Origin of the sequence: Streptomyces sp. NBC_00576 (assembly GCF_036345175.1) — a bacterium.
Taxonomy (GTDB): Bacteria; Actinomycetota; Actinomycetes; order Streptomycetales; family Streptomycetaceae; genus Streptomyces.
In genome coordinates this window covers 6927323-6939534 of record NZ_CP107780.1, presented here as the reverse complement: position 1 = coordinate 6939534, position 12212 = coordinate 6927323, and the positions used below count along the sequence as shown (strand labels likewise).

At 70.3% G+C, this 12212-nt stretch carries 9 protein-coding genes; 2 read left to right on the top strand and 7 right to left on the bottom strand.

The features are described from left to right. Positions 1-111: 111 nt before the first annotated feature. The 5 genes from OG734_RS30280 to OG734_RS30260 form a co-directional block, all read right to left on the bottom strand. Positions 112-894, bottom strand: a complete 783-nt coding sequence (locus tag OG734_RS30280) for a zf-HC2 domain-containing protein (RefSeq protein WP_330290611.1) — start codon at positions 892-894, stop codon at positions 112-114. 47 nt (positions 895-941) lie between these two features. Beyond that, positions 942-1463, bottom strand: a complete 522-nt coding sequence (locus OG734_RS30275) for a sigma-70 family RNA polymerase sigma factor (protein WP_044471680.1) — start codon at positions 1461-1463, stop codon at positions 942-944. A gap of 359 nt (positions 1464-1822) precedes the next feature. Continuing rightward, the gene (locus tag OG734_RS30270; protein ID WP_330290610.1) at positions 1823-2434 is read right to left on the bottom strand and encodes a CGNR zinc finger domain-containing protein; all 612 of its coding nucleotides are present in this window, start codon (positions 2432-2434) and stop codon (positions 1823-1825) included. Positions 2435-3333: 899 nt separating this feature from the next. After that, on the bottom strand, positions 3334-4500 hold the full coding sequence (locus OG734_RS30265) for a uroporphyrinogen-III synthase (RefSeq protein ID WP_330290609.1): 1167 nt from the start codon (positions 4498-4500) through the stop codon (positions 3334-3336). Between the two features lie 122 nt (positions 4501-4622). Continuing rightward, a complete protein-coding gene (locus tag OG734_RS30260) occupies positions 4623-6005 on the bottom strand; it encodes a nitrate/nitrite transporter (protein ID WP_330290608.1) in 1383 nt (460 codons plus the stop codon). 566 nt (positions 6006-6571) lie between these two features. On the opposite strand from OG734_RS30260, the gene OG734_RS30255 reads away from it, so the two are divergent. Then, positions 6572-10315, top strand: coding sequence for a hypothetical protein (locus OG734_RS30255; protein WP_330290607.1), 3744 nt, complete (start codon positions 6572-6574; stop codon positions 10313-10315). Further along, positions 10305-10685, top strand: a complete 381-nt coding sequence (locus OG734_RS30250; RefSeq protein ID WP_330290606.1) for a hypothetical protein — start codon at positions 10305-10307, stop codon at positions 10683-10685. Before OG734_RS30255 ends, OG734_RS30250 begins: the two co-directional genes overlap by 11 nt. 527 nt (positions 10686-11212) lie before the next feature. Here OG734_RS30250 and OG734_RS30245 read toward each other — a convergent pair. Further along, on the bottom strand, positions 11213-11563 hold the full coding sequence (locus OG734_RS30245) for a hypothetical protein (RefSeq protein WP_330290605.1): 351 nt from the start codon (positions 11561-11563) through the stop codon (positions 11213-11215). 71 nt (positions 11564-11634) lie between these two features. Continuing rightward, complete coding sequence (locus OG734_RS30240; RefSeq protein WP_330290604.1) at positions 11635-12093, bottom strand: ATP-binding protein; 459 nt, start codon at positions 12091-12093, stop codon at positions 11635-11637. Positions 12094-12212: the final 119 nt, after the last annotated feature.

Below are 12212 nucleotides of genomic sequence, written 5' to 3'. Positions count from 1 at the left end.
CTACGCGTCCGCCCCAGGACACCGTACGAGTCTTCGTACGAGGTGTCCTGGGGCGGTCACGGAGCGGCGGTGAAATGGTTTGTGGAGCAGTTGCTGAGCAGTTGCTGAGCGTCAGGCGTCGACCTCGACGAGCTGCTTGCCGGTGGAGTCGACAACCTCGTAGTGGTCGATCTGGTCGGCGCTGAAGGCGGTTCCGCCGTGGATGTAGAGCGGGTTGCGGGCCGCTTCGGTCGTGGCGTCCTTGATGCCGTAGCCCGGCGTCGGGACGGACCAGTTGGACATGGTCTCGCGTGAGCCGTCCTTGCCGACGACGATCAGGGAGCACTTCAGCGGGCCCTTGACGCCCCCCAGCTCCAGGACCGCGCTGACACCCCAGGCCTTCGGCGTCATCGCCACGGTGGCGGTGACCTTGGTGGTGGGGTCGGTGGCGGAGACCCGGTCGGTCATGCCGGCGAAGTCGTCCTTGGCGGAACCGGTCGTCTTCGTCGTCACCGTCGGCGAGGGCTTGGCCACGCTGGTGGTGTCGCCGCCGGTCGTCGCGAACACCGCGGTCGGGCCGCCGATGATGAGGGCTGCCGCGGCGGCCACCATGTAGAAGCTGCGCCGACGCTTGCTCGCACGCCGTTCCGCGACCTCGTCGACCAGCCGCGTCGCGAGCTGTGGGCTCGGGCGGGCGGACAGCGACTCGCCGATGGCGGGAGTTCCCTGGGCACCGGGCAGGTCCGCGAGGGCGGCCAGCATCGGTTCCATCCCGGCCAGCTCGTCGAGCTGCTGGGCGCACCATTCGCAGCCCGCGAGGTGCGTCTCGAAGGCCGTGGCCTCCGCGTCGTCGAGGATGCCGAGGGCGTAGGCGCCTACGGTTTCGTGTTCGTTCGGGCCTTGGGAACCCTGCATTCCTCGCATGGAACCAGGACTACCCGCTCCGAACCCCCCGTAAATGCTCATGCCGTCACCCCCCGCTCCTCCAGTGCGAGCTTCATCGAACGCAGGGCATAGAAGACCCGTGAGCGCACCGTTCCGCTGGGTATGCCCAGCGTTTCGGCGGCTTCGTTCACGGTACGCCCCTTGAAATAGGTCTCGACCAGGACCTCCCGGTGGGCAGGGGTCAGGTCGTCCAGCGCGTCCGACAACGTCATCAGCCACAACGCCTTGTCGATCTCGTCCTCCGCGGGGATGACCTCCAGCGGCGACGGGTCCACCTCCTGCGGCCGGGCCTGCCGGCTGCGGTGACCGTCGATGACGATGCGCCGGGCGACCGTCACCAGCCAGGGGCGTACCGAACCGGTTGCCCGATTGAGCTGACCGGCGTTCTTCCAGGCACGGATAAGTGTCTCCTGGACGACGTCCTCGGCTCGTTGCCGGTCTCCGGCGACCAGCCTGAGGACGTATGCCAGCAGGGGCCCTGCGTGCTCTCGGTACAGCGCACGCATCAGGTCCTCGTCGGGTTCCGAGGGCTGGGACATGCGATGTCGGGCCCTCGGTGCTCGTTCATTGGCCACGACGGAATCCTTGCGCACGCCCACCTCCGCTGTCCCGGGTTCTCCCGGTCGGTCGCTCCCCCCGAGGTACGGAAGGCGGGTGCGGGATGTTCAACGTGCGACCACAACTTTCTTTATCTGGACGCGACGTGAGGGACAAGAGAGCACATTCCTGCCGCAAGTGCTTTACATTTCCGCCACATTGGCAAGATCGGGGCGATGCCCGCGGCGCGCCGACTGGAAACACACGTGTAACCAAGGTCACTGCAACCTGCGGAAGTTGGTACGCCCGATTTCGGCGAACGGGCCCGCTATGGGCGATCTGTGAACACACTCCGAACGGTCTACGCGCGTGCCAGGGCAGCCCGCCGACGATGCCTCGCGACCCGTTCCCGGTTGCCGCAGATCTCACTCGAACACCATCTGCGCCGCCTGCCCCGGGACGTGTCGAGATAGACGATCGGGCAGTTGTCACCCTCGCACTGGCGCAGACACGCGCGCGCCTCGGGGTCGGTGAGCAGTTCCACGGCGTCCCGGGCGACCGCGCCGAGCAGGCCCGCACAGTCGGGCGGCCCGTGCAACTCCCGTACGAGCGTGCCGTCCGCGGCACGGACGGCGCGGGTGGCCGGGGGCGCCGGGCGGGCGAGTTCGTTCAGGCGGGTGAGGGCGTGGTCCAGGGAACGGGGGTCGGCGGTCGGGGGGTTGTGCACCAGCTGGCCGGTCAACCGGCCGGTCAGGGACCGCAGTTCGCGAAAGTGCGCGACCCAGGAGTCGTCGACGTGGCGCAGCGGCGTGCCCGCCGGGACGAGCCCGGATGCGGCGATCCAGGCGCGGAGCGGCCCGACGGCACCGAGCCGTTCGTCGGGGTGGGCGGTCGCCAGCAGGTCCAGGCAGATCCGCCCGGCGTCGAAACGCAGCTCGTACGAGGCTGTGGCCACGGTCGTCTCCGATGCCATGTGCCTGTCACCGCCTAGGAGTCGCCACCGTACGGGGCACAGGGGATGCCGGTGAGTTGCCGGTGGGATGCCAGTGAGGGGAGTCCGGGGAACCGTTCCCTCTACAGTGCCTGCCCGCTCTCGCAGCCGGAACCCCTCGTGCAGTTCGCTCCGCGGGATACGCGGTTCGTTCGGCACGGTCGGTGAAGGCGCGAAGCCCTGCGGGATAGGGCGGTTCGCTCACCCGCGGGCCGGTGGGGCTCGCTCCGCGGGACACGCGGATCGTTCGCCCGCGGGCCGGTGGAGTTCGCTCCGCGGGACAGGCGGGTCGCTCACCCGGGGGCCGGTGGAGTTCGCCCCGCGGGACACGCGGTTCGCTCACCCGCGGACCGGTGAGGGCACTCCGCTCCGCGGGACAGGCGGGTCGATTACCCGCGGACCGGTGGGGCTCGCCCCGCAGGACACGCGGATCGCTCACCCGCGGACCGGTGGGGCTCGCCCCGCAGGACACGCGGATCGCTCACCCGCGAGCCGGTGAGGGCACTCCGCTCCGCGGGACACGCGGATCGTTCACCCGCGGGCCGGTGGGGCTCGCCCTGCGGGATACGCGGGTCGCTCACCCGCGGGCCGGTGAGGGCACTCCCTCCGCGGGACACGCGGGTCGTTCACCTGCGGGCCGGTGAGGGCACTCCGCTCCGCGGGACACGCGGGTCGCTCACCCGCGGGTCGGTGAGGGCACTCCGCTGCGCGGGACACGCGGGTCGTTCGCCCGCGGGCCGTGGGGGCTGGGCGCGCAGTTCTCTGCGACCCTGTCGGGGCGCGACTCCTCCGAGGCTGCCTGGCGACCCGGCACGGATCGTCGACCCTGCGACGACCGCGCTGGTCTGTCAGGCCCGTGTACTGGTCGTGAGTGGAAGCGGCTACGCGTCGGCGTACTTGGCGTCGGCCGCTGGGTCCAAGGCCAGCCGGTAGCCGCGTTTGACGACCGTCTGGATCAGTTTGGGCGCGCCGAGAGCCGTGCGCAGGCGGGCCATCGCCGTCTCCACGGCGTGCTCGTCGCGGCCGGCTCCGGGCAGCGCGCGCAGGAGTTCGGCGCGGGCCACGACCCAGCCGGGGCGGCGGGACAGGGCCCGCATCAGGGACATTCCGGCGGGCGGTACAGGCCGCAGGGCGCCGTCGACGAGGACGGCGTGGCCGCGGATCTCGACCCGGTGCCCGGCGATGGGCAACGCCCGTGCGCGGGCCGGGAGTTCCTGGCAGAGGAGCTGTACGAGGGGGCCGAGCCGGAAGCGTTCGGGGGACACCGTGTCGACGCCGTGGGCCTGGAGCGGCAGCGCGGTGACCGGGCCGACGCAGGCGGGGAGGACGTCGTGGTTGAGGGCGGCGAGGAGCTCGGGGAGCAGGCCCCGTTTCTCGGCGCGGGAGAGGAGGGACGCGGCGGCGGGGGCGCTGGTGAAGGTGAGCGCGTCCAGGCCGCGCGAGATGGTGGCGTCGAGGAGCCGGTCGACGGGGCCGATGTCCTCCGGCGGCATCCACCGGTAGACGGGCACCCCGACGACCTCGGCGCCCGCGGCACGCAGTGACTCGACGAAGCCGGGCAGGGGCTCGCCGTGCAGCTGGATGGCGATACGGCGCCCCTCGACACCCTCCTCCAGGAGCCGGTCGAGCACCTCGGCCATGGACTCGGAGGACGGCGACCACTCCTCCGTGAGCCCGGCCGCCCGGACGGACCCCTTGACCTTGGGGCCGCGCGCCAGCAGTTCCACGCCGCTGAGACAGGCGAGCAGGTCGTCGCCGAGCCCCCAGCCGTCGGCGGCCTCGATCCAGCCCCGGAAGCCGATGGCGGTGGTGGCGATGACGATGTCCGGCGCCTGGGCGATCAGCTGCTTGGTGGCCGCGAGCAGCTCGCTGTCATCTGCGAGCTGCACGATCCGCAGGGCGGGGGCGTGTATGACGGCGGCGCCCCGCCGCTGGAGGAGTGTCCCGAGCTCGTCGGCCCGACGCGCGGCGGTGACACCCACGGTGAACCCCGCGAGGGGCCCGTGGTCCGGTGGGCCGTGTTCTGGTCGCTGCTGTTCGTCGTACATGGCTCTCGTCCCGCAGTCGGGTCACGTCTGCACAAGCGTGCCGAACGAGCCTGTCAACGGCGCGTGACAGGCTCGGTTCGACTACATGTCGCTGGTGTTACTTAAGCCCCTTTGGGCGAAGGTCACACCTCGGCGTAGCTGAGCTGCGGCTTTGCTTCCGAGGTTGTGGTTTCGGCCGTCTGTGCGGTCGCCGGGCGGCGAAGGTATACGGCCCAGGTGACCAGGAAGCAGACCCCGTAGAAGGCGAGGAAGGCGACGAAGGCACCGGTGCCGGAGCCGACGCTCAGGAACGACTGGCGAAGGGAGAGGTTGATACCGAGGCCGCCGAGCGCGCCGACCGCACCGATGAGCCCCATGGAGGCGCCGGACAGGCGACGGCCGTAGGCCGCGGCCTCCTCGCCCTCCAGTCCCTTGGCGATTGCCTTGGCCTGGAAGATGCCGGGGATCATCTTGAAGGTCGAGCCGTTGCCGAGGCCGGAGAGGACGAACAGGAAGATGAAGGCCGTGGTGAACAGGGGCAGCGACTTCTGCATGGACGCGACGACGATGACACCGGTGGCGGCGGCCATGCCGACGTAGTTGTACAGCGTGATCTTCGCCCCGCCGAAGCGGTCCGCGAGGGCGCCGCCCACAGGCCGGATGAGCGAGCCGAGCAGCGGGCCGATGAAGGTGACGTACGCGGACTCGAGCGGCGTACGGCCGAACTGGGTCTGCAGGACCAGGCCGAAGGCGAAGCTGTAGCCGATGAACGACCCGAACGTCCCGATGTAGAGGAAGGACATGATCCAGGTGTGCGCGTCCTTGACGGCGTCCTTGGCGGCGCCGGTGTCGTTCTTCAGGTGCGCGATGTTGTCCATGTAGAACGCGGCGAGGACGGCGGCGATGAGGATGAGGGGGATGTAGATCCCCAGGAGCACCCGCGGACCGCCGCTCGCCCCGATGACGGCGAGACCGATGAGCTGCACGACCGGGACACCGATGTTGCCGCCGCCGGCGTTGAGTCCGAGAGCCCACCCCTTCTTCCTGAGCGGGAAGAAGGCGTTGATGTTGGTCATGCTGGAGGCGAAGTTGCCGCCACCGATGCCGGCGAGCATGGCGCACGCCAGGAACGTGTTGAACGAGGTTCCCGGCTCCATGACGATGAACGCCGCGATCGTCGGGATGAGCAGGAGCGACGCGGAGACGATGGTCCAGTTCCGGCCACCGAAGAGGGCGACGGCGAAGGTGTAGGGGACGCGGACGACAGCGCCGACGGCCGTGGCCATCGACACGATGAAGAACTTGTCGGCCGGGGTGAGCCCGTACTCCGGTCCCATGAACAGCACCATCACGGACCACAGTGTCCAGATGGAGAAACCGATGTGCTCGGAGAGGACGGAGAAGAACAGGTTGCGGCGGGCAACCTTCTCCCCGGTCGCGTTCCAGAAGGCCTCGTCCTCGGGATCCCAGTGCTCGATCCAGCGGCCTCCCTTGCCGGGTGCGGGGGCTGAACTAGGGGCTGTCATGACGCCTCCACGGTGGTCCGGGGCTCGGGTGGTTCTTTTTGGGGTGCTGAGCGGTGATGAGTCCCGAAGGTAGATAGAGCGCGTTTCCGCACTGTGGCTGTGGGTGACCGGAAGGGAACTTTGCTCTCACCCCGCGAGGAGGTGGGATGAGAGGTTACGCAGAGGGAGGTCACGGCCAGGGCACGGCGGACCCTCGGACCGATGGCCCGGTGAGTGGACCCCGGCGGCCGGATCGACCTCAATAAGTCCCTTTCGCAAGCCAGTTCGATGTGCCAAGATCGCTGTGCCCACGGGGGAAGTGGGGCAAGGAGTGCCGTGCCCGACCAGTACCGCGCACGCTCCCTGCCCGCGTCCGGGCACGTTCTCGCACCTGTTCTCCGACGTACCGTCCATGGTTCCTGCTGCTCTGTGACGCGTTTCGCCGCTTCCCCTCCCGGGCCGATCCTTCAGCCGAGAAGACAGGAAGCAAAGTGCGCAGAGCGTTACTTTCGCGGGGCGCCCCCCGCAGCAGATCCAGATCCTACGGCCCGCGCAAGGGGCTGGCCGGCCTCGCGCTGGCGACAGCGGTGTCCGTACTCACCGGCCTGGTGTACGCCGTACCGGCGAGCGCCGCCCCCGATCCGCTGCCGGACACCGGTGGCAACCGGATCACCTTCGGCGAGGATGTCCGCGCCGACCGCTGCGAGGCCGGCTTCGGCCTTCACATCGGCGGGCCAGCACTGAAGACCGCCGCGTCGAAGGCCCTGGGCGGCACTGACGCCGAGCTGGCCGCGGCCCTGTACCGCAGGGCCAACATCTATCCCAGTGTCCTGGACGACGCGGTGACCGTCGACGTGGCCGGTGTCTCCGACTACGTCGACGCCTCCAACGCGAGCACTGCCCGCTGGGAGGCCGCCAACAGGGTGTACGCCCTGTCCTACTTCGGCGGTGACGATGCCGTCACCCTGCACGCCCCCGAGTTCGACGGGAAGATCCGGGCATTCACGATCGGCCCGCAGTTGCGACTGTACGACCGCTTCGGGGAAGACGGCCGCAGCGTTCCCGGCGCCGCCGCCATCGACAGCGCCAAGAAGCTGAACACGGCCAACGCCGGCAAAGACCCCGGCGACGACCGGATCGCCGACCTGACGCTGTCCCCCAGCTACCTCACCGCGCCGCACAACAGCACCACCGCGAGCGACATCGCGCGCTATCTGCGGCAGGGCGGCTTCCCCCGGCAGGCGCCGACGGAGGACAGCGTCGAGTACCGGCTGGAGGTGGAACAGCTCAAGATCGCCTGGGGCAACTGCGACAGTTGGAACCCCATCGACCCGCGCCGGGTACTCGCCTCGGTGACCGCCACCGCCTATGCGGAGTGGGAGGCGGAGTACGCGGCCCAGGCCAAGCCCCGCGGCGACATCATGGCCGCCGAGGTGACCGCCGCCGCGCAGGTGCACAAGGCGACCGACGCGATGATCGAGGGGATCGCACAGGCCTGGCTCGCCGAGCAGATCCTGGTCTGGCAGAAGTACTGGGCCGGGCAGCCCAAGGACGACATCCACCGTCCCAAGGCCGCCGTCTTCACCAAGGCCACCACCGACCTGGCCAACGCCCGCACCCGGGTCTCAGCCCAGCTCACCCTGGCCAACCAGGCGGTAACCGCGGCCAAGGGCGCCGCCGACAAGGCGGCCACCGCCCAGACCAGCGCGTACGCCATCGCCGACGCGGCCAAGATGCCACGCGGGCGCGGCCTGCTGTATGCCCAGCAGTCGGCGCAGGTCGTGAAGGCCTCGTACGCGGCGGCCCAGGCGGCCGCCAAGGCCACCCAGACCGCGGTGAACGCCGCCAAGGCCACCGTCGCCGACAGTAAGGCGCAGTTCGCGCTGGCGCAGACGCAGGCGCACGCGCTGAACACCGAGTTCCGCCGGGCCGCCGCCGAGGAGGCCGCCGCCCAGGCGAAGGCCGCCGCGACGGCAGCCGACGTACAGGCCAAGGAAGCCGCTGCCAACGCCGCCAAGGCGAAGGCCGCGCAGGCAACCGCCGAGGCCGGCGAGAAGACCGCGAGGACGGGCGCCGCCACGGCCGCCGCCCGGCGCGCCGAAGCGGAGACGGCCCGCGACATCGCGAAGACCGAACACGCCACCGCCACCCGCGAACGCGCCAAGGCCCAGGACGCCGAGACCCGCGCAAAGGCGGACGCGGCGACGGCCGCCACCGCGCGGGGGGCGGCCGAGACGGCGGGTGCCACCGCCTCCGACCGCAGTGCCGCCGCCCTTGAGGCGCAACAGCAGGCCTATGAGGCACGGGACCGGGCCAGGGCCGCTGAGGACGCCAAGCAGGCCGCGCTGTCACGGGCCGCCGCCCTCGAAGCGGCAGCGGCGGCAGCCGCCGGTTCCGCTGCCGCAACCGAGGCCCGGGCCGCCGCCACGGAGGCGCGTGGCGCCGCGAACACAGCGACGTCGGCAGCGGCCAGTGCCCAGCAGAACGCGGCGACCGCCACGACCGCCGCCGTCAACGCCCGCGCCGCCGCCACCCGCGCCGACGCTGCCGCCGCCACGGCCCAGTCCGCAGCCGACGGCGCCACCGCCGCCGCGCTCACCACGCACGCCGCTGCCGTCACCGCGCATGCTGCCGCCGCTACGGCGATCAGTGCGGCGGCAGCGGCACAGAAGAACGCCGAGAACGCCGAGGTCGAGGCCAAGAAGGCAGCCGCTGCTGCCATCACCGCCCGGCAGCAGGCCACGGCCGCCCGCGAAGAGGCCCTGAAGACGGCCACCTGGGCCGCGGTCACCGCTGGCCAGGCGTACGCGGCGAGCGAGGCCGCCAGCGCGGCCCGCGACTCGGCGGCCGAGGTCATCAAGCCCGCCAACGACGCCATCAACATCGGCACCCCCTATAAGGAGACCGACTCCGCCGCCGCATATGCGGTCCTCACCGGCCAGACCTCGCTGACCCTCGCCGAGCAGCAGGCAACAGCGGCCAAGGCGAAAGCCGACGACGCGGCGAAGGCCGCCGCGACCGCGAAGGCGCTGGCTGACAAGGCAGCCGCCGACGCCAAGGCCGCCGCCACGGCGGCCGCCAACGCCGCCGCCGACGCCGCGAAGGCCGCCGCCTCGGTGACAGCCGCTCGTACCTCGGCCGCCGAAGCCGCCAAGGCAGCGGAGGCGGCCAAGAAGGCAGACGCCAACGCCCAGGCGTACGACGCTCAGGCGAGCTCCGACGCCGCCTTCGCCCAGGCCGCGGCCTACACCGCGAAGAGCGAGGCCACCGCCGCGAACAACGAGGCCACCGAGGCCGAACGCGACGCGGCGGGGGCCCGTACGGCGGCCGACGCGGCCAACGCGGACGCCGCTTCCGCGCGCAGCACCGCGACCCAGGCTGAGAAGGACGCCGCCACGGCGGAGACCGCCGCGAAGAACGCGGACAGCGCCGCCAAGGACGCCGACGCGGCGGCAGACAGTGCCGAAGAGGAGGAACGCAAGGCGATCCAGGAGCTGCGCGCTGCCAACGCCACGGGCGCCCCTGACAGCGGCCCCGGTCTGTCCGCGAGCGACGAGGCGCTGCTGTTCACCCAGTGCGGCCAGAGCTGCGTCGACGACTACAAGGCCGCCAAGGCGCTGGCGTCCATGGATGTCATCGACTGGGTGAAGGAGAACGGCGCCGAAATCCTGCTCGAAGTCATCGGCGTGGAGAACCTCAAGCGCTGCTTCGGTACGGGCGACGTCGAGAGCTGCCTGTGGTCGCTGGTCGACGTGGGCACCCTGGCCCTGGCGGTCGGCAAGCTCCCGGCCGTCAGCAGGGCGATCGTCAAGGTCGCCAGCGGCATCGGCAAGTTCCTCGACGACGTGGCTCAGGCCAAACACACCCTGGACCGGCTCCGGAAGCTGCTGGAGACGCTGCGCAAGGGCAGCGCGCCCGCGAAGTGCCTGCTGAGCATCGCGGACGACGTGCTGGGCGCGGCCTCTCTGGCCCCGGCCAAGCGCGCCGCCGCACCTGCCGTCCGGGCCTCGGCCACCGCCGCGCCCAAGATGTGCATGACCTCGTCCATCGGCAAGGACTCGGTCCTGACCAGGCTGGCCCGCAAGGCGACGCAGAACGCCGATGTCCAGGCGGACCTGGACAGCATGTTCAAGCAGCTGGCCAATGGCAACCTGAACCCTGGCATGTACAACAAGTACGACAAGGCGACGGGCGTCAGCTACGCCCGAGCCAAGAACGGCGGCCGGCTGTTCTTCCGGGTGCTGGACGGCACGGTCGAGATCGTCGCCAAATCGGACAAGCGGTTCGAGAGCCAGGTCTTCGACAGATTGAAGAAACTGTATGGAAAGTGACGCTCCCTTCCCGCAACACCGGACCGTCAAGAACGTCGGTACCGCGAAGCTGGAGGTCCTCTTCTTCCTCGGGGACGGCGACGACCTGTCCTCCGTCGACAACGTGGACGCCGTGATCACCGCCCCCGACGGGATGCGGTGGAGCGCGACGCTGCTGACCCGGTCCGCGATCGACTCGGTCATGGATCACTGGGCGAGCACGGGTGAGTGCCTGGGCGGTCAGTACTTCCAGGTACGGGACCTCGTCATCGTCCGGGAGGCCGGGCTGGACTCCATGGCACGGGCGCTGGGTGACATCTTCGACGAGTACGGCCTGGACACGGACGTACTCCCGAAACTCGGCCCCGTCGACGAGGAAGAGGACGGCTGACGGCTGACGCAACAAAAACGGCCCCGAGGAACTGTCGACAGTTCCTCGGGGCCGTTCCCGACCCACCGGGACGGCCCTCAGGCACGTGCCCGCCCGGTCCGCTACCACTGGATGGGCGCCAGGGTGCCGCTGTCGCAGGCCGGGCAGCGTAAGCGCAGGGTGCGGCGGCAGGTGGCACAGCCGTCGTAGCCGCAGCAGTCGGGGCACCAGATGGTGTGGAAGCCGACGCAACAGCCGCAGTAGTCCGCTGTCAGTTCTGCGGTCACTCGGGCCGACCAGCAGCCGAGCCCTCAGCGGTCTGACGTCCACCACGGAAACCGCCCCGCCCTTGCCGATCAGACCGTCCGCGAGGCGCTGGACGATGTCGGGTATCGACGCGGGATACCGGGTCGCGAAATCCAGGTCCTGGCTGAGGCGAGCGACCAGGCCATGAGCCTGTACGGCGTAGCTACAGGCAAGGGCGAGCTCGTAGTCACCGCCCGCGACGAGAGCATCCGCCAGTAGACGGCGGTGCAGCGCAGGCCGCTTCATGCGGTGCCGGGGCGCCGGAGCTCAGGGAAGGCGTCCTCCCACGTTTCACGCACACGGCGCCCCAGCATCTTGCGCAGGATCGGCCAGTGCCGGACGAGGTGCTCGCGGTTGAGGTACCGCACGAAATCATTCCTGGACCCGTTGTTGAGGACGATCCGATACAGCCCCAGCAGCAGCTTCACGTCACCGAGGTCGAATACCCGCAGCCCGGACCAGGCGAGATCCAGCGGCAGTTCGACGGACCCGCTCCCATGGCCGGCCAGCTCGTCGAGCATCACCGGCAGCCGCTCCGTCCCGTAACCCCAACCGGAGGGCGTCCTGCTGCTTCCGTCTGCGGACTCAGCCACTACAGCAGTATGCCGGTACCACTCCGCAAGCAGACCCTGCGAACGAACCCGACTCCGCCGCCGCTGCCGATTCAGCACCAATCCCCTCTTCCGCCGACCTCGAACCACAGCAGCTTCCCGGCGCCCCGGTCGAGCAGGCCGTCACCGAGGGGCCACCCACCCCACGAGCTGGCGTACTCCCGCACCAGCAGTAGTCCCCGCCCGCCCTCCGCATCCTCCGGAGCAGCCGGCATTCGATCCCCCGGCGGCCTGTCGAAGGGCGCCGGAATGTGCGAACTCGAATCCCACACCCCCACCCGCAACCGCCCGCCCTCCAACGCCGTCAGCCGCAGCGAAGCGGGCCCCTTCGTGTGCCGGTACGCGTTCGTCACCAGCTCGGACGTCAACAGCTCCACGATGTCGACGACTTCGTGCATGCCGTGACCGTTCAGAGCGGCCCGTACGGTCATGCGTGCGACGCGTGCAGCTCGGGGGTCATGTGGCAGACGGAGGGCGTACACCCAGGTGGCGGGCAGGACTACGGTGACCATGAATGGCTCCGGAGGGAAGGGGACTTGGACTTGCCCGACCAATGCGTCCGGCGGTGGCTGTGCCTGAGGTAGGCGCGCTTCCGGCTTATGGGCGCGGGCAGTTGGGCGGTATGCGGCTA

Bases quoted from the DNA above. Each gene is read 5' to 3' on its own strand.
- OG734_RS30280 (WP_330290611.1), bottom strand. From the start codon at position 894: ATGCAGGGTTCCCAAGGCCCGAACGAACACGAAACCGTAGGCGCCTAC.
- OG734_RS30275 (WP_044471680.1), bottom strand. From the start codon at position 1,463: ATGTCCCAGCCCTCGGAACCCGACGAGGACCTGATGCGTGCGCTGTAC.
- OG734_RS30270 (WP_330290610.1), bottom strand. From the start codon at position 2,434: ATGGCATCGGAGACGACCGTGGCCACAGCCTCGTACGAGCTGCGTTTC.
- OG734_RS30265 (WP_330290609.1), bottom strand. From the start codon at position 4,500: ATGTACGACGAACAGCAGCGACCAGAACACGGCCCACCGGACCACGGG.
- OG734_RS30260 (WP_330290608.1), bottom strand. From the start codon at position 6,005: ATGACAGCCCCTAGTTCAGCCCCCGCACCCGGCAAGGGAGGCCGCTGG.
- OG734_RS30250 (WP_330290606.1), top strand. From the start codon at position 10,305: ATGGAAAGTGACGCTCCCTTCCCGCAACACCGGACCGTCAAGAACGTC.
- OG734_RS30240 (WP_330290604.1), bottom strand. From the start codon at position 12,093: ATGGTCACCGTAGTCCTGCCCGCCACCTGGGTGTACGCCCTCCGTCTG.